A 17,143-nucleotide genomic window follows, 5' to 3' on the forward strand; every position below is an offset into this window, starting at 1 on the left:
TTCAATGCGGGCCAGGCACAAAAAAAGCGGAAAGGATTGCCCCGTCCGCCGTTATCAAGCCGCTCGCTTTAGCTGCGCACCAGAGAACGCAGTATCCGCCTGATTAGGATCGTCAAAATAATGGCGATAGCTGCAGACACTCCCAGTTTAATGAGGATGACGGCGGTATCGTAGCTGTTCATTGCCATTTCACCGTCGCCGCTGATTTCTATGTTATTGGTTACGAAACTGTTGAAAACGCCATCAGGGAGGAAAAACAACAGGATAAGAGTTAACAATAAAAACAAGACAATCCAGAGGCTCTTTTTCATCGTGGTACCACACATTTACTATAGTCAGGCACACCTCGAACATCGATACGCCCATACGCCATAAGGCCACGCCCGCCAGGCACTCGCACTTTTTTGCGGTTTAGCAGAGAACGGCGGATGATTTGGAAGTCAGATGCTTTGTAAAGCGTGATGCAGCCCCAGGATACGCCGGAACCATCTGTATTGAGCGGATGAAGGCGAAAACTTCCGCGGTAAGCGGTATTAACGAACAGATGATCGCTCATGGTTTTATTGCTAAATAGATCACCAGAACAGCAGTATGCCCAAACATAAAGGGGTTGAAAACGCAACAGCCACTTTTCAGGATGATCCTGAGTAACGTCAGAATTAAGCGCTTTGGGAGCAAAACGAAAAAAGGAGAGGTTTATCCTCTCCTGTTTCGCTCACGGATAACGATTTTTCGGCTTACTTAATCGGCAGCTTGATGTCCTTGAACATCGCTTCGATCTCTTCGTTGGAGCGCAACGCCACGGCGTTGTCGACCACGTCGCGCGTCAGGTGCGGCGCAAAACGCTGGATAAAGTCGTACATGTAGCTGCGCAGGAAGGTGCTGCGGCGGAAACCGATTTTAGTGGTGCTGTAGGTAAAGATATCACGCGCGTCCACCGTCACCAGATCGGGATCCTGCACCGGATCCACCGCCATGCTGGCGATCACGCCCACCCCCAATCCCAGACGCACGTAGGTTTTAATCACGTCGGCGTCGGTGGCGGTAAAGACGATGCGCGGCGTCAGGCCGGCGCGGTTGAACGCGGTGTCCAGCTCCGAGCGTCCGGTAAAGCCGAAGGTGTAGGTGACGATCGGGTAAGCCGCCAGCTCTTCAATGCTGATGCTGCTCTTGCCGGCCAACGGATGATCGGGCTTCACCACCACCGCGCGGTTCCAGTGGTAGCACGGCAGCATGATGAGATCGTCGTACAGGTGCAACGCTTCGGTGGCGATAGCGAAATCGGCGGTGCCCTTGGAAACCGCTTCGGCTATCTGCGTCGGCGAGCCCTGATGCATGTGCAGCGACACGCGCGGGTAGCGTTCGATAAAACCTTTGATTACGTTGGGCAAGGCGTAACGCGCCTGAGTATGCGTGGTGGCGACGTACAGCGAGCCTTTATCCGGGTAAGTGTGCTCGCCGGCGACGGCTTTGATCGCATCCACTTTGGACAACACTTCGCGCGCGATACGGATAATTTCCTGGCCAGCCGGGGTGACCTGAGTCAGGTGCTTGCCGCTACGGGCGAAAATCTGGATGCCCAGCTCATCTTCCAGCATGCGAACCTGCTTGCTGATGCCGGGTTGCGAGGTGTAAAGCCCTTCTGCCGTCGAGGAGACATTCAGGTTGTGGTTAACCACTTCCACGATGTAACGAAGCTGCTGCAATTTCATATCTTATACCATCCTAGGTTAAACACTGCGGCTTGCCCGCAGCCAGGTATATCGGTGTCGCCCCGGTATGCTGAAAGTCATAAGCCTTAAACACAGTGTTCGCCCAGATGCTGAAGAAAACGCCGTCGTTAATAAGCTTTAATCATAAAAAAACTTTTTATATAACCACTATATCACGCCGCAGCTTCAAGTATAGATCCGCGTCACACTATGATAACGATTATTTTGCATTGCTATCAATGTGAAACCCGGGCCCGGATGGAGAAAAGCAGCAAAGGATAGATCCATTTCCCGGATAGCAGCAACAAAAAACCAGCCGCATGGGCTGGTTTTTAATTGTTGCATTCAGGCTGCAAATTTACTTTTTGCCTTCGACCCACTTGCCGTCCACGTAGAAAGCGGACCAGCCGGTAGCCTTGCCGTCCTTCTCCGAAGAGACATATTGCTGCTTGGTCTTGCGGCTAAAGCGCACCAGCGTTTTATTGCCTTCGGCATCCGCCACCGGCGCATCCGCCAGATAACGCAGCTTCTCCGGCAAGCGATCCTTGAAGCGAGCCAGCTCTTCCACCAACGGCGCGCGGGTTTCGCGTGATTTAGGGAAGGTATTGGCCGCCAGGAATACCCCGGCCGCGCCGTCACGCAGCACGAAGTAAGCGTCGGACTTCTCGCACGGCAGCTCAGGCAACGGCACCGGATCTTCCTTCGGCGGTGCAACGTCACCGTTACGCAGGATCTTGCGGGTATTTTTACAACTTTCGTTGGTGCAGCCCATGTACTTGCCGAAACGCCCCATCTTCAGGTGCATTTCAGAACCGCACTTGTCGCACTCCACCACCGGGCCGTCATAACCCTTCAGGCGGAATTCACCCTCTTCGATCTCATAACCGTCACACGCCGGGTTGTTACCGCAGACGTGCAGCTTGCGCTGATTGTCGATCAGATAGCTGTCCATCGCCGTGCCGCATTTCTGGCAACGGCGGCGGGCGCGCAGCGCATTGGTTTCCGCATCATCCCCTTCGAGGATGTTCAGCACTTCCGCCTCCGGCACCAGGTTAATGGTGGTTTTGCAGCGTTCCTTCGGCGGCAGCGCATAGCCCGAGCAACCGAGGAATACGCCGGTGCTGGCGGTGCGGATGCCCATCTTGCGGCCGCAGGTCGGGCAATCGATGCTGGTCATCACCATTTGGTTCGGGCGCATGCCGCCCTCTTCCGGATCTTTCTCGGCGGTTCCCAGCTGCTCGCTGAAATCGACGAAGAATTCGTCCAGCACCGCTTTCCACTCAGCATGGTTATTGGCGACCTGATCCAGGCCGTCTTCCATGCGTGCGGTAAAGTCGTAGTTCATCAGCTCGCGGAAGTTCTCTTCCAGACGATCCGTGACGATCTCACCCATTTTCTCGGCATAGAAACGGCGGCTTTCCACCCGCACATAACCACGGTCCTGAATGGTTGAGATGATTGACGCATAGGTGGACGGGCGGCCGATGCCGCGTTTTTCCAGCTCTTTAACCAGCGAGGCTTCGCTGTAACGCGCCGGCGGCTTGGTGAAGTGCTGGCTTGGGATCAGCTTTTGCAGATCCAGCTCGCTGCCCACTTCCACAAACGGCAGCGTGCGGTCTTCGTCGCCCTTGCGCAGCGCTGGCATCACCTTGGTCCAGCCGTCGAAACGCAGCGTGCGGCCTTTGGCTCGCAGCTGATAGTCGCCGGCCTTCACCGACAGCGTGGTGGAGTCATACTGCGCCGGCGTCATCTGGCAGGCAACAAACTGGCGCCAGATCAGCTGATACAGCCTCTGCGCGTCCGCTTCCATGTCTTTCAGCTGCTCGGCGAGCACGTTCACGTCCGAAGGACGGATGGCTTCGTGCGCTTCCTGCGAGTTTTCTTTGCTGCTGTACTGGTTCGGCGCTTTCGGCAGATATTTCTCGCCAAAGTTGTCGCCGATATAGCCACGCACCATGTTGAGCGCGTCCTGGCTCAGGTTGGTGGAGTCGGTACGCATGTAGGTAATGTGGCCGGCTTCATAGAGCCGCTGGGCCATCATCATGGTTTTCTTCACGCCGAAGCTCAGGCGGGTGCTCGCGGCCTGTTGCAGCGTGGAGGTAATGAACGGCGCGCCCGGCTTGCTGCTGGTCGGTTTGTCTTCGCGATCCAGTACGGTATAACGCGCCTTCTCCAGCAGCTTGACGGCGGCGTGGGTCTGCTCGCGGTTAACCGGCTTGAAGGGTTTGTCGTGGGCGTGGGTCACTTCCATCTGCAGCGCGGTGTCGCCCTTCGCCAGCAGATCGGCGTGCAGCTCCCAGTATTCTTCCGGCACGAACGCCTTGATGTCGCGCTCGCGCTCCACCACCAAGCGCACCGCTACCGACTGCACGCGCCCGGCGGACAGGCCGCGGGCGATTTTCTTCCACAGCAGCGGGGAAACCATGTAGCCCACCACGCGGTCCATAAAGCGGCGCGCCTGCTGTGCGTTGACGCGGTCGATGTTCAGCTCGCCCGGCGTTTTGAAGGCCTGTTGAATAGCGTTTTTGGTGATTTCGTTAAACACCACGCGGCTAAAGCGTTTGTCGTCACCGCCGATCACTTCCCGCAGGTGCCAGGCAATGGCTTCCCCTTCGCGGTCAAGGTCCGTTGCGAGATAAATATGGTCGGCGTTTTCCGCTAACGATTTTAACTCGGCGACAACTTTTTCTTTACCTGGCAGGATTTCGTAATGCGCTTTCCAGCCGTGGTAAGGATCGACGCCCATACGATTAACCAGCGCCGCCTTCTCGTCTTTCTTAACTTTCTTCTTGGCTTTGTCTTCGGTTGAGTCAGCGCTCTTTTTGCTGGCTGAGCCACTGGTCGGCAAATCACGGATATGACCGACGCTGGACTTCACCACGTAGTCATTACCCAAGTATTTATTAATAGTTTTGGCTTTTGCCGGGGACTCAACTATTACGAGAGCTTTACCCATATTTACCTTTACCTAATTTATTTCTTCTAAAAAGAAGTCTTTTATCTCGCCGTGCCGCGGCAATTCGTGTCTCTTTTTTATATTGCGGCAGTCTGGCAAGAGATCAACAGATTTTTTTCTTTTGGCCGCCCAACTGCTCAAGCTAAGCGCAACATGTTGATCCTGCTTGCTATTCACCCATGCCCAGAAGTATGCCTGCGTGAAAATCATTCATGGCGTAAACAAAACCTTCCACCCGACGCCGCAAAATCCCACACTGTACCTGATAAAAAGCGTCACGCAACCTAATTAGCACGGAAAGACAGATTTCGCCAATCGGCCGTTCCCGCTGGCCATCCAGACGGCAAATAAACCTTAGTCGGTTTGCGGATAAATGCGAACCGGCGTTAGAATATGCACAGAATTTATGTTTGGAGTGTAATAAATGCGCACTAATACCTTACCTATCGCCCGTGAAGCTTTACTCGCTGAAGCAAATAACATCATTCGCCAGCATGAAGATTATCTGCACGGCATGGTCGCCACCGACGTTGAACAAAAAGGCAGCGTTTTAGTTTTTCGCGGTGAATTCTTTTTAGATCCTGATGGATTGCCGACCACAAAAACAACCGCCGTATTTAATATGTTTAAGCATTTGGCCCATGTGCTTTCGGAAAAATATCACCTGGCCGATTAGAAAATAAAAAACGGGGGCGCCAGGCCCCCGTTGTCGCTTTACGCGCCGCGCTTAAAGCAGCGGTTTTTCCCCACGCTGCCACCAGCGCAGCAGCAGACGATCCACGCTCTCCGCCGCGCTGCCGGTGAAGCGATCCATCAGGCGTTTGCGGCGCGTATAGCGCACCGCGATCACTTCGTGGTTGTCGATCTCGGCGATCAGCAGATCGTCGCTGGTGCCAATCGCATCGATCAGTCCCTTGTCTTTCGCCTGGGTGCCGAACCAATGCTCGCCGGTGGCGACGCTGTCGATATCCAGCGACGGCCGCTGCTGATGCACGAACTGCTTGAACAGCTCATGCGTTTCGTTCAAATCTTCGCGGAATTTCTCGCGGCCCTGCTCGGTATTCTCACCAAACAGCGTCAGCGTGCGCTTAAATTGCCCGGCGGTATGCAATTCAACGTCGATATCGTTCTTTTTCAACAGGCGGTGGAAATTCGGGATCTGCGCCACCACCCCGATCGAGCCGATGATGGCGAACGGCGCCGCCACGATGCGATCGGCCACGCAGGCCATCATGTAGCCGCCGCTGGCCGCGACTTTGTCGACCGCAACCGTCAGGCGGATGCCGCCCTTGCGCAAACGCTCCAGCTGCGAAGCCGCCAGACCGTAACCATGCACCACGCCGCCCGGGCTTTCCAGCCGCAGCAGCACCTCATCCTGCGCGCTGGCCACCGCCAGCACCGCCGAGATCTCCTCACGCAGCGAAGTTACCTCGTGGGCGTCCATGCTGCCTTTAAAATCCAGCACATACAGGCACGGCTTGGTCACCTCGACCGCACCGGATTTGGCGCGCTGTTTTTTCAGCTTGTCATCGGCTTTGGTCTGCTTCTTGAACTGCTTGCTCCAAATCTTTTGCTCCGCCTCGCCCATGCGCGCCAGGCGCATATCACGCTGCATGTCGCGGTATTGCTCCCCCAGGTCGGTCAGCTGCAGCTCCCCCTTCTGGCGGTTCTTGCGCTGCCCCAAACTGACTGCCAGCACCGCCAGCGCGGCGATGGCGATCGCCACAGTGGCGACCTTGGCCAGAAACAGGCCGTAAACAGATATAAACTCCACAGATTCCGCCTTTATTTACAGGTTGTTAGTATCATCGCATTCATTTTAGCCAAGCTCAGCGGCTGCTGTCGCGGCTAAATAAAAATTCCCTCTGCCTCAGAATGCACTATGGGGGTAATTTGGGGCTTAACCAAGCCGCCGGCGTTCCGCTTTTGTTACAAAAGAATGCCGATTCCGCCGGCTAATCATTGAAAATACGATCCATTTAAGGCATATAACACGCATTATTCATCAACATGATGAGACAGATTCGCTGCGGGGCCCAGCGATGCGGTCGAGCCTTGGCTCCCGTCATGGCCGCGCAATTCACCCTTTCTCCCCGATGCAAGCGGGAGAAAAGCCACCCAGGCGCGAGGAATTTACTGTGCACTACCAACCCAAACAAGACCTGCTCGAACAACGCATTATTCTGGTGACCGGCGCCGGCGACGGCATCGGCCGTGAAGCGGCGCTGACCTATGCGCGCTTCGGCGCCCAACTGGTGCTGCTGGGCCGTACCGAGAGCAAGCTGCAGGCGGTGCAGGCAGAGATTGCCGCACAGGGCGGCGCCCCGGCGCTGACCGTGACTCTGGACCTGCTGCACGCCACGCAGGAACAGTGCCAACAGATTGCCGGCCAGCTGGCTGCGCAGATCCCGCGTCTCGACGGCGTGCTGCATAACGCCGGGCTATTGGGGGATATCGCCCCGATGGCGGAGCTGTCGATGACCATGTGGCAGGAGGTGATGCAGGTCAACGTCAACGCCACCTTTATGCTGACCCAGGCGTTGTTGCCGCTGCTGCTGAAGGCCAACGCCGGCTCGCTGGTGTTCACCAGCTCCAGCGTAGGCCGAAACGGGCGCGCCAACTGGGGCGCCTATGCGGTGTCCAAGTTCGCCACCGAGGGCATGATGCAGGTGCTGGCCGATGAGTATAAGAGCCGTAATCTTCGGGTAAATTGCATCAATCCAGGAGGAACTCGCACCAAAATGCGCGCTTCCGCTTTCCCGCACGAAGACAAGAACAAGCTGAAAACACCGGCCGATATCATGCCGCTATACCTTTATTTGATGGGTGACGACAGCCGCCGCAAAACCGGCATGACCTTCGACGCCCAACCGAACCGCAAACCCGGCCCCGCCGAATAAGGAGCCTTTTCATGGCTGAAGATCGCCACCAGCAACGCCAGCAGCGCCTGAAAGAACAGGTGGATGCGCGCATCGCCGCCGCGCAGGAAACGCGCGGCCTGTTGCTGGTGTTTACCGGCAATGGCAAAGGCAAAACTACTGCCGCATTCGGCACCGTCACCCGCGCCGTTGGCCACGGCATGCGGGCCGGGGTGATTCAATTCATCAAGGGCGAATGGCCCAATGGCGAGAAGAACCTGCTGCAACAGCACGGCGTCGAATTCCAGGTGATGGCCACCGGCTTCACCTGGGAGACGCAGAACAAGGCCGCCGACACCGCCGCCTGCCAGGCTGTGTGGCAGCACGGCAAACGCATGCTGGCCGACGGCAGCCTGGACGTGGTGCTGTTGGACGAACTGACCTATATGCTGACCTACGGCTATCTTGAACTGGAAGAGCTGCTGGAGGCGCTGCGCGGCCGCCCTGAGCACCAGACGGTGATCGTGACCGGGCGCGGTTGCCATCGCGATGTATTGGAACTGGCGGATACGGTGACGGAAATGCGCCCGGTGAAGCACGCGTTTGACGCAGGCATCAAGGCGCAGCAGGGTATCGACTGGTAACGGGATAAGACTCTGGCCCCGGATGGGGCCAGAGGATAACGCTTAGCTGCGTTTGCTCGGCTTGCCGGGTTTGCTGCCCGCGGCGCTGCGGCGGCCGCTGCCGGCTACCTGCGTGTGGCGCTTGACCGCACGACGGATCTGGTTGGCCTTCACGCGGCGGCGCTCACGCTCCACCGGCATCTTGCTGACCGTTTCCGGCTTCAGCTCAACCAGCTCGCGCAGGTAGTTGATCGCCGGCAGATCCAGCTCGGTCCAGCCGCCGCGCGGCAGGCCCTTCGGCAGATCGATGTCGCCGTAGCGTACGCGGATCAGACGGCTGACCTGCACGCCCACCGCTTCCCACAGGCGGCGCACTTCACGGTTGCGGCCTTCGGTCAGGGTGACGTTATACCACTGGTTCAGGCCTTCACCGCCCTGGAAGCTGATGGTGCGGAAAGCGGCCGGGCCGTCTTCCAGCTGCACGCCTTTGCTCAGCTGCTTCACCTTGGCGTCGTCGATCTGGCCAAATACGCGCACCGCGTATTCGCGCTCCACTTCACGGCTTGGGTGCATCAGGCGGTTGGCCAGTTCACCGTCGGTGGTGAACAGCAGCAGGCCGGAGGTGTTGACGTCCAGGCGCCCTACCGCTACCCAGCGAGAACCGCGCAGCTTGGGCAGGCGATCGAACACCGTTGGGCGGCCTTCGGGATCGCTGCGGGTGCAGAGCTCGCCTTCCGGCTTGTAATAGGCCAGTACGCGGCAAACCGCCTCTTCGGATTCCTTGATCGACACCACGTGGCCATCCATACGAATTTTCATCGCAGGATTCACCTCAACGCGATCGCCCAGCTTGGCGATCTTGCCGTCGACGCTGACGCGGCCGGCTTCAATCATGGTTTCGATTTCACGACGCGAGCCATGGCCGGCGCGCGCTAAAACTTTCTGTAACTTCTCGCTCATTGAGCAGCCTCTAGTGTCGCCTTCACAGGCGTCGGGGATAACCCTTGCGGCGCAATACCGCAACGGTAAAAATACGTTTACTTGGATCGAACCGCGCATTATACAGGCTTTCAATGGGGTTGAAACCCACTTTTATCGTGCTCAATAAGTGAAGAAATCATCCAGCGCCCACAGCACCGATCCGGGGCGTTCGAGGATGCCGAGATGCGTGCGGGCATTGCCCAGGCGCACCACCGAAAAAAACGGGTGTTCGGCGGCGAACCCCTGCTGCCGCCGCAGGTAGTCTTCGCTGCGATCCAGCGAGTAAATATGCCGGCAAGGCGGCGGCGAACCCAGGCCCGCCAGGCGCTGCAGCGGTGAATGATACTGTCGGTAGGCTTGTTCTATCGCCACGCCGGCGGCCTGCCACAGGCGGTAATCTTCCTGAGCCATTTCTACCGTCAGATGATGCTTGACCTGCGGATGTTCGATGCCGCCCTGCCAGAGCCTAAACAGCGCATCGCGCGCCGCCCGCCACTCCTGCGGCTGCTGCATCCGGCTTATCGCCTGAAAGAAAGCCGGTTCCGGCGGAGTCATGATCCAATCGAGGAACAGCATGCCCTGCACCTGCTGCGGCATGGATTCCGCCAGCGCCACCGCAATCCAACTGGCGTGCGCGACCGACAGCGTAACAAAACGCTCCACCTGCAGCGCAGCCAACAGTTGCCTGACGTCCTGCAGCAGATCGTCCGCCGCCAGCGACATGCCGGCATATTTCGAAGACAGCCCGTGCCCGCGCCAGTCCAGGCTGATCACCCGGTAACGCGCCGCCGCCTGTTCGATAAAAGGTTCAAAAACGGTTTTCGGTTCACACCAACCGGGAAGCAGCACCAAAGTTAAAGGTCCCGCACCGATCTCCTGATAGTCGAGCAAGACGTTGGCACAGTGGAACGCTGGCATATTGACCTCCAATAGGCGCGCGGCTCCGACCCGTTCGGAGACTCTGCGCCGGGGTAAATTGCCAGCGTTGTTTATTTTTATCTATTGAAGTTCGTGCTAATCAATAAAGAGCGCACCTTAAGAAAAAATGCGCACTAAATGGACAGAACTTAATGGCGCACGCAGGGATAGGTGGCGCTTAACGCCAGCATAATGACCGAGGGAGCGGAATAATGAAGCTGTTCGGGATGTTCGTTCAGGTATTGCATCACCGCGTCGGCGGCCATGCCGACGCTCATGCCGGCGTCCGGGCAGATATTGCGGTTGCCCTGCATCGAATACGTATCGAACACCCCGGCCACGTAGCCCATGAACATGCCGCCATCGAGCGCTTCGGCAACGGTCGCTTCACCCTTCTTATTTTTTACATAGCCGCCGGTCTCAGACAGCAAGGCGCTGCCGGAATAAAAACCCGCGCTGGCCGCAGAGGAAAATAATAAGGCCGCTAAAATAGAAACCCGTTTAATCATTGCCACGCATCCTGCTCATTATCAATTCTGGAAACTGTAGGATAGCGGCTTTCGCGGCAAATAACTTCGCGTCAGCCACTTTTCAGATAATGGGCAAGGCGGCAATAATTTACATCAACGGAAAGGCGCGGCGTCGCCGGCCCCTTCGCGCACCACTTCGGGGGCCGATTCGGTCAGGTCGATCACCGTGGTCGGCTGCTGGCCAAGGAAGCCGCCGTGGATCACCAGATCCACCTGCTTGCCCAGGTGTTCGGCGATCTCTTCCGGATCGGATTCTGCAAAGTCATTGCCCGGCAGCATCAGCGTGGTGGACATCATGGGTTCGTTCAACACGTCCAACAGCGCCAGCGCGATCGGGTTCGACGGCACGCGCAGACCGATGGTTTTACGCTTGTCGTTCATCAGGCGGCGCGGCACTTCCTTGGTGGCTTTCAGAATAAAGGTGTAGTTGCCCGGAGTATTGTTTTTAATCAACCGAAACGCGGTGTTGTCGACATAGGCATAGGTCGACAGCTCGGAAAGATCGCGGCACATCAGCGTGAAGTTATGGTTGCCGTCCAACTGGCGAATGCGGCAGATGCGCTCCATCGCCGTCTTCTCTTCCAGCTTGCAACCCAGCGCATAGCCGGAATCGGTCGGATAAACGATCACGCCGCCCTTGCGCAACACGTCTACCGCCTGGTTGATCAATCGCGGTTGCGGGTTGTCCGGGTGAATATAAAAAAGCTGACTCATGACTTGCTCCTAAAATGATGCGCGCGGGCGGCATCGCCCACGTTAAATCAAACTGTTTCGGGCTGCGGCCAGTCGCGCCATACCGGTTCGACGCCGCCTGGCAGCCACAGTTTGCGGCCCAGTTCGATCCACGAACAGGGCTGGTGAAAATCGGAACCCTGCGACGCCAATAATTGATAGTCTTGCGCATATTTCGCCAGCTGTGAACGCTCATGCGGCGCCTGCTGGCATTGCGCGACCTCCATGGCGTCACCGCCCTGTTCGGCGAAGTGGGCCAACAGACGCTTCAACCATTTAGCCGTCAGATCATAACGGCCTGGGTGCGCCATCACCGCCTGCCCGCCGGATTGATGAATCACATCAATGGCTTGTTCTATTGTACACCACTGCGGCGGAACATAGCCGGTTTTGCCCTTGGCGAGGTATTTCTTGAACACCTGCGCCACGTTGCCGGCCACACCGAGCTGCACCAGATAACGGGCAAAGTGCCCGCGGGTAACCGCCCCGCCGTCGGCCAGTCGCTGCGCGCCGGCATAGGCGTCCGGAATGCGCGCTTTCGCCAGCCGCAGGCCGATCTCTTGCGCCCGCCGGGTACGGCGCTCGCTCTGTTCAGCCAGCAACTGCACCATCGCCGGTTGCGCGATATCGATGCCCAATCCGACAATGTGGATCTCGTGGTTTTCCCACAGCGTCGAGATTTCCACCCCGTTCACCAAGCGCAGCGGCAACGCCAGTTCGGCGATGGCAGCGGCAGCGGCGGCCAGACCCTCGGTGGTGTCGTGGTCGGTGATCGCCAATACGCCGACGCGCATCTCTACCGCGCGCTGCACCAGCTGCGCCGGCGTAAGATAGCCGTCGGATGCAGTGGTGTGGCTGTGGAGATCGTACAGGGTAAAGGCGGAAGGCTGTGGGCTGCTGTCTGTCAAAAGAAATATCCGGTAATGGCTTGGCTTTCTATCATACCCGCTATCGACGGCCGGACGGAAATCTATTCTGCCGCCGTGCGCGGGCATGATGAACAGAATTCACCTCTGCCGCTAAAACATTGTGCAAAAAGAGGGTTGACATTATTTCCGCGAACCAGTTAACTAGTACACAAGTTCACGGCAGTTACCCTGTCGGATGATAATCACGAGAGAGCGCAAAAATGAACCAGCAAACAACTTCTCTTCTTCATTGGTGGCGTACCTCCCTTTCGCGGGCGGTGTAATCGCGCATACCTGTCATCCGACAATGCAGATTTCCTGAGCCCGCCCTGATGCGGGCTTTTTTATGGACAAAATTTAACTGGAACCACCGATGATGAACCAGAAACCACAACTCAAACTGCTGAAGGCGCAAGCCAGCTACCGGGGCGATCCCACCACCATTTTCCACCAGCTGTGCGGCGCACGCCCGGCCACGCTGTTGTTGGAGTCGGCCGAAATCAACAGCAAGCAAAACCTGCAGAGCCTGCTGGTGATCGACAGCGCGCTGCGCATCACCGCGCTGGGCCGCAGCGTAACCGTGCAGGCGCTGACCGCCAACGGCGCAGCGCTGTTGCCGCTGCTGGACGAAGCGCTGCCGGCCGAAGTGCTGATTCAGGTTCGCCCCAATGGCCGCGAGCTGACCTTCCCGCCGATCGATGCAGTGCAGGACGAAGATGCCCGCCTGCGTTCGCTGTCGGTATTCGATGCCTTGCGCACCCTGCTGACGCTGGTCGACTCACCGGCGGACGAACGTGAAGCCGTGATGCTCGGCGGGCTGTTCGCCTACGATCTGGTGGCCGGGTTCGAAGACTTGCCGCCGCTGCGTCAGGATCAACGCTGCCCGGATTTCTGCTTTTATCTGGCGGAAACGCTGCTGGTGCTGGACCACCAACGCGGCTCGGCCCGCCTGCAGGCCAGCGTTTTCACCGCCGCCCCAGCCGAAGCCCAGCGTTTGCAGCAGCGCCTCGAGCAGTTGCAGGCTCAACTGAAGCAAACTCCGCAGCCGATCCCGCACCAGAAACTGGAAGACATGCAGCTGAGCTGCAACCAGAGCGATGAAGAATACGGCGCGGTAGTCAGCGAGCTGCAAGAGGCGATCCGCCACGGCGAAATCTTCCAGGTGGTGCCGTCGCGCCGCTTCTCGCTGCCGTGCCCGGCGCCGCTGGCGGCTTATCAAACGCTGAAGGACAACAACCCGAGCCCGTACATGTTCTTCATGCAGGATGACGAATTCACCCTGTTCGGCGCTTCACCGGAAAGCGCGCTGAAGTACGACGCCGGCAACCGCCAGATTGAAATCTACCCGATCGCCGGTACCCGCCCGCGCGGGCGCAACAAGGATGGCTCGCTGGATCTGGATCTGGACAGCCGCATCGAGTTGGAAATGCGCACCGATCATAAAGAGCTGGCCGAACATCTGATGCTGGTCGATCTGGCGCGCAACGATCTGGCGCGCATCTGCCAGGCCGGCAGCCGCTACGTGGCCGATCTGACCAAAGTGGATCGCTACTCGTTCGTTATGCATCTGGTGTCGCGCGTGGTCGGCACCCTGCGCGCAGACCTCGATGTGCTGCACGCCTACCAGGCCTGCATGAACATGGGCACCCTGAGCGGCGCGCCGAAAGTGCGCGCGATGCAACTGATCGCCGCCTCCGAAGGCTCACGCCGCGGCAGCTACGGCGGCGCGGTGGGATATTTCACCGCCACCGGCGATCTCGATACCTGTATTGTCATCCGCTCCGCGTATGTTGAAGACGGCATCGCCACCGTGCAGGCCGGCGCCGGCGTGGTGCTGGACTCTGTTCCTCAGGCGGAAGCCGATGAAACCCGTAATAAAGCACGTGCCGTGCTGCGCGCTATCGCCACCGCGCATCAGGCCAGGGAGGTGTTCTGATGGCCGATATCTTACTGCTCGACAACGTCGATTCCTTTACCTACAACCTGGTCGATCAGCTGCGCGCCAGCGGCCATCAGGTGGTGATTTACCGCAACCAGATCGCCGCCGATCTGATTATTGAACGCCTGCAACAGATGGAACAGCCGGTGCTGATGCTGTCGCCGGGCCCGGGAACCCCTGCCGAGGCCGGCTGCATGCCGGAACTGCTGCAGCGCCTGCGGGGCCAGCTGCCGATTATCGGCATTTGCCTCGGCCACCAGGCGATTGTCGAAGCCTACGGCGGCCACGTCGGCCAGGCCGGCGAGATCCTGCACGGCAAGGCCTCGGCGATTACCCACGACGGCGAAGGCATGTTTGCCGGCATGGCCAACCCGCTGCCGGTGGCGCGTTACCATTCGCTGGTCGGCAGCAATATTCCGGCCGAACTCACCGTCAACGCCCGCTTTGGCGAGATGGTGATGGCGGTGCGCGACGATCGGCATCGCGTATGCGGCTTCCAGTTCCACCCGGAATCCATCCTGACCACCCAGGGCGCTCGCCTGCTTGAGCAGACGCTGGCCTGGGCGCTGGCGCAGTAATAAGGAAAACGACGATGCAACCTATTCTTGAAAAGCTGTACCGCGCCGAGTCGATGAGCCAGCAGGAAAGCCAGCAGTTATTCAGCGCCATCGTGCGCGGTGAGCTGGAGCCGAGCCAACTGGCGGCGGCGTTGATCAGCATGAAAGTCCGCGGCGAGCGCCCGGAAGAGATCGCCGGCGCCGCCATGGCGTTGCTGGACGACGCTCAGCCATTCCCGCGCCCTGACTACCCGTTCGCCGATATCGTCGGCACCGGCGGCGACGGCACCAACAGCATCAATATTTCTACCGCCAGCGCTTTTGTCGCGGCGGCCTGCGGCGCGAAAATCGCCAAGCACGGCAACCGCAGCGTCTCCAGCCGTTCGGGATCTTCCGATCTGCTGGCGGCGTTCGGCATCCGGCTGGATCTGCCGGCGGAAGAGGCGCGTAAAGCGCTGGACGATCTCGGTGTTTGCTTCCTGTTTGCCCCGCAGTATCACACCGGTTTTCGCCACGCGATGCCGGTGCGCCAACAGCTGAAGACCCGCACGCTGTTCAACGTGCTGGGGCCGTTGATCAACCCGGCGCGCCCGCCGCTGGCGCTGATCGGCGTTTACAGCCCGGAGCTGGTGCTGCCGATCGCCGAAACCCTGCGGGTGTTGGGCTACCGGCGCGCCGCGGTGGTGCACGGCGGCGGTATGGATGAGGTGGCGATCCACGCCCCGACTCACGTGGCCGAACTGAACAACGGCGAAATCACCAGCTACCAGCTGACGCCACAATCCTTCGGGTTGGAAACCTACCCGCTGGAGGCGCTGCTGGGCGGCACGCCGGAAGAAAACCGTGACATTCTGGCACGGTTGTTACAAGGTAAAGGCGAACCGGCGCACGCCGCAGCGGTAGCCGCTAACGTGGCGTTGCTGCTGAAGTTATTCGGACATGAAGACCTGCGCCAAAATGCGCGGCAGGCACTGGATGTGATTCACAGCGGGCAGGCTTACGAGCGAGTCACCGCACTGGCGGCAAGAGGATAAATGATGCAGGAAACCGTGCTCAACAAGATTGTTCGTGACAAAGCGCAATGGGTCGCAGCACGACAACAACAACAGCCACTGGCCGGCTTTCAGAACGAAATCGTCCCGAGCGAACGCGGCTTTTACCACGCGCTGCAGGGCACCAGAACGGCGTTTATTCTTGAATGCAAAAAGGCCTCGCCCTCCAAAGGGTTGATCCGCGAAAACTTTGACCCGGTGGAAATCGCCGCGGTGTATAAAGACTTCGCTTCGGCCATCTCGGTATTGACCGATGAAAAATACTTCCAGGGCAGCTTCGATTTCCTGCCGCTGGTCAGCAAAACTGTGACTCAGCCGGTGCTGTGCAAAGACTTTATTATCGATCCGTATCAGATTTACCTGGCGCGCTTCTACCAGGCCGACGCCATTCTGTTGATGCTGTCGGTGCTGAACGACGATCAATATCGCCAGCTGGCGGCGGTGGCGCACAGCCTCAATATGGGCGTGCTGACCGAAGTGATAAGCGAAGAAGAGCTGCAGCGGGCGATCGCCCTGGAAGCGCGCGTGGTCGGCATCAATAACCGTGACCTGCGCGACCTGAGCATCGATCTGGACCGTACCCGCCAGTTGGCGCCGCGCGTGCCGCACGGCGTCACGGTGATTAGCGAATCGGGCATCAACAACTACGGCCAGATCCGCGAACTGAGCCACTACGCCAACGGCTTCCTGATCGGCAGCGCGCTGATGTCGGAAACCGACCTGCGCGCCGCGGTGCGCCGGGTGATCCTGGGCGACAACAAGGTCTGCGGGCTGACCCGGCCGCAGGACGCCGCGGCCGCTTATCAGGCCGGCGCCCTCTACGGCGGGCTGATCTTCGTTGGCCGCTCACCGCGCTATGTAGACATCAACCGCGCTCGCGAGGTGATCTCCGGTGCGCCATTGAAATACGTCGGGGTGTTCTGCGACGCGCAGGTCGACACGGTGGTGAAAACCGTCGAGCGCCTCGGTCTGCAGGCGGTGCAGCTGCACGGCGCCGAAGATCAGGCCTATATCACCGCCCTGCGCGCCCGTCTGCCGGCGGGCTGCCAAATCTGGAAAGCGCTGAGCGTGAAAGATAAGCTGCCGGAGCGCGATCTGCAGCACGTCGATCGTTTCCTGCTGGACAACGGCGCCGGCGGCACTGGCCAACGTTTCGACTGGTCATTATTGCAGGGCGAAGATCTGGGCAACGTGATGCTGGCCGGCGGCCTGGGCGCTGACAACTGCGTCGAAGCGGCCAAGCTCGGCTGTGCCGGCCTGGACTTTAACTCCGGCGTGGAAAGCCAGCCCGGCATCAAAGATGCCGCCCGTCTGGCCGCGGTGTTCCAAACCCTGCGCGCTTACTGAATGCGACTCTATACCCTAAATAATCGGTAT

General features: G+C 58.8%; 17 protein-coding genes and 1 other annotated feature. Of the genes, 7 read left to right on the forward strand and 10 right to left on the reverse strand.

From position 1 onward, the window contains the following. Positions 1 to 68: 68 nt before the first annotated feature. The 4 genes from KHA73_RS13125 to topA all read right to left on the reverse strand — a co-directional run bounded on the left by KHA73_RS13125 (position 69) and on the right by topA (position 4,668). Positions 69 to 311 (reverse strand): hypothetical protein, encoded by a 243-nt coding sequence (locus KHA73_RS13125; RefSeq protein ID WP_234584763.1) that lies wholly within the window; start codon positions 309 to 311, stop codon positions 69 to 71. Next, positions 308 to 556, reverse strand: a complete 249-nt coding sequence (locus tag KHA73_RS13130) for a tlde1 domain-containing protein (protein ID WP_234584764.1) — start codon at positions 554 to 556, stop codon at positions 308 to 310. The genes KHA73_RS13125 and KHA73_RS13130 overlap by 4 nt, the downstream gene beginning before the upstream one ends. Positions 557 to 737: 181 nt before the next feature. Then, positions 738 to 1,712 carry an HTH-type transcriptional regulator CysB gene (gene cysB, locus KHA73_RS13135; protein WP_197822414.1) on the reverse strand — a complete coding sequence of 325 codons (975 nt, stop codon included), beginning with the start codon at positions 1,710 to 1,712 and terminating at the stop codon, positions 738 to 740. A 358-nt stretch (positions 1,713 to 2,070) separates the two neighbouring features. Then, positions 2,071 to 4,668 (reverse strand): type I DNA topoisomerase, encoded by a 2,598-nt coding sequence (gene topA, locus KHA73_RS13140; RefSeq protein ID WP_234584765.1) that lies wholly within the window; start codon positions 4,666 to 4,668, stop codon positions 2,071 to 2,073. Between the two features lie 424 nt (positions 4,669 to 5,092). On the opposite strand from topA, the gene KHA73_RS13145 reads away from it, so the two are divergent. Next, positions 5,093 to 5,344: a YciN family protein gene (locus tag KHA73_RS13145; protein WP_234584766.1), complete on the forward strand. Its 252-nt coding sequence runs from the start codon at positions 5,093 to 5,095 to the stop codon at positions 5,342 to 5,344. A 51-nt stretch (positions 5,345 to 5,395) separates the two neighbouring features. On the opposite strand, the gene sohB is transcribed toward KHA73_RS13145, so the two are convergent. Continuing rightward, on the reverse strand, positions 5,396 to 6,442 hold the full coding sequence (gene sohB, locus KHA73_RS13150; protein WP_234584767.1) for a protease SohB: 1,047 nt from the start codon (positions 6,440 to 6,442) through the stop codon (positions 5,396 to 5,398). Positions 6,443 to 6,806: 364 nt separating this feature from the next. On the opposite strand from sohB, the gene KHA73_RS13155 reads away from it, so the two are divergent. Beyond that, positions 6,807 to 7,568, forward strand: coding sequence for a YciK family oxidoreductase (locus KHA73_RS13155; RefSeq protein WP_234584768.1), 762 nt, complete (start codon positions 6,807 to 6,809; stop codon positions 7,566 to 7,568). Between the two features lie 11 nt (positions 7,569 to 7,579). Then, positions 7,580 to 8,170 (forward strand): cob(I)yrinic acid a,c-diamide adenosyltransferase, encoded by a 591-nt coding sequence (gene cobO, locus KHA73_RS13160; protein ID WP_234584769.1) that lies wholly within the window; start codon positions 7,580 to 7,582, stop codon positions 8,168 to 8,170. Positions 8,171 to 8,212: 42 nt separating this feature from the next. Here cobO and rluB read toward each other — a convergent pair whose 3' ends face one another. The 5 genes from rluB to rnm all read right to left on the reverse strand — a co-directional run bounded on the left by rluB (position 8,213) and on the right by rnm (position 12,218). Then, positions 8,213 to 9,109 (reverse strand): 23S rRNA pseudouridine(2605) synthase RluB, encoded by an 897-nt coding sequence (gene rluB / locus KHA73_RS13165; RefSeq protein ID WP_234584770.1) that lies wholly within the window; start codon positions 9,107 to 9,109, stop codon positions 8,213 to 8,215. 141 nt (positions 9,110 to 9,250) lie between these two features. After that, a complete protein-coding gene (locus tag KHA73_RS13170; protein WP_234584772.1) occupies positions 9,251 to 10,048 on the reverse strand; it encodes an alpha/beta fold hydrolase in 798 nt (265 codons plus the stop codon). A gap of 149 nt (positions 10,049 to 10,197) precedes the next feature. Further along, positions 10,198 to 10,557, reverse strand: coding sequence for a Rap1a/Tai family immunity protein (locus KHA73_RS13175; protein ID WP_234584774.1), 360 nt, complete (start codon positions 10,555 to 10,557; stop codon positions 10,198 to 10,200). A gap of 114 nt (positions 10,558 to 10,671) precedes the next feature. Next, positions 10,672 to 11,292, reverse strand: coding sequence for an L-threonylcarbamoyladenylate synthase (locus KHA73_RS13180; RefSeq protein ID WP_234584775.1), 621 nt, complete (start codon positions 11,290 to 11,292; stop codon positions 10,672 to 10,674). A gap of 47 nt (positions 11,293 to 11,339) precedes the next feature. Further along, positions 11,340 to 12,218 (reverse strand): RNase RNM, encoded by an 879-nt coding sequence (gene rnm / locus KHA73_RS13185; RefSeq protein ID WP_234584777.1) that lies wholly within the window; start codon positions 12,216 to 12,218, stop codon positions 11,340 to 11,342. Positions 12,219 to 12,463: 245 nt separating this feature from the next. After that, positions 12,464 to 12,566 (forward strand) — a sequence feature (Trp leader region). Between the two features lie 25 nt (positions 12,567 to 12,591). Between rnm and KHA73_RS13190 the strand changes: the two genes are divergently transcribed. From KHA73_RS13190 to trpCF, 4 genes are read left to right on the forward strand one after another with little or no spacing between them, the layout of a single operon-like run. Further along, positions 12,592 to 14,154 carry an anthranilate synthase component 1 gene (locus KHA73_RS13190; RefSeq protein WP_234584779.1) on the forward strand — a complete coding sequence of 521 codons (1,563 nt, stop codon included), beginning with the start codon at positions 12,592 to 12,594 and terminating at the stop codon, positions 14,152 to 14,154. Continuing rightward, positions 14,154 to 14,735: a glutamine amidotransferase-related protein gene (locus tag KHA73_RS13195; RefSeq protein WP_234584781.1), complete on the forward strand. Its 582-nt coding sequence runs from the start codon at positions 14,154 to 14,156 to the stop codon at positions 14,733 to 14,735. The genes KHA73_RS13190 and KHA73_RS13195 overlap by 1 nt, the downstream gene beginning before the upstream one ends. 14 nt (positions 14,736 to 14,749) lie before the next feature. After that, positions 14,750 to 15,748 carry an anthranilate phosphoribosyltransferase gene (trpD, locus tag KHA73_RS13200; RefSeq protein WP_234584782.1) on the forward strand — a complete coding sequence of 333 codons (999 nt, stop codon included), beginning with the start codon at positions 14,750 to 14,752 and terminating at the stop codon, positions 15,746 to 15,748. Positions 15,749 to 15,751: 3 nt separating this feature from the next. Further along, positions 15,752 to 17,113: a bifunctional indole-3-glycerol-phosphate synthase TrpC/phosphoribosylanthranilate isomerase TrpF gene (gene trpCF / locus KHA73_RS13205; protein ID WP_234591268.1), complete on the forward strand. Its 1,362-nt coding sequence runs from the start codon at positions 15,752 to 15,754 to the stop codon at positions 17,111 to 17,113. Positions 17,114 to 17,143 lie beyond the last annotated feature (30 nt).

The sequence above is a fragment of the Serratia entomophila genome (genome assembly GCF_021462285.1).
Lineage (GTDB): Bacteria > Pseudomonadota > Gammaproteobacteria > Enterobacterales > Enterobacteriaceae > Serratia > Serratia entomophila.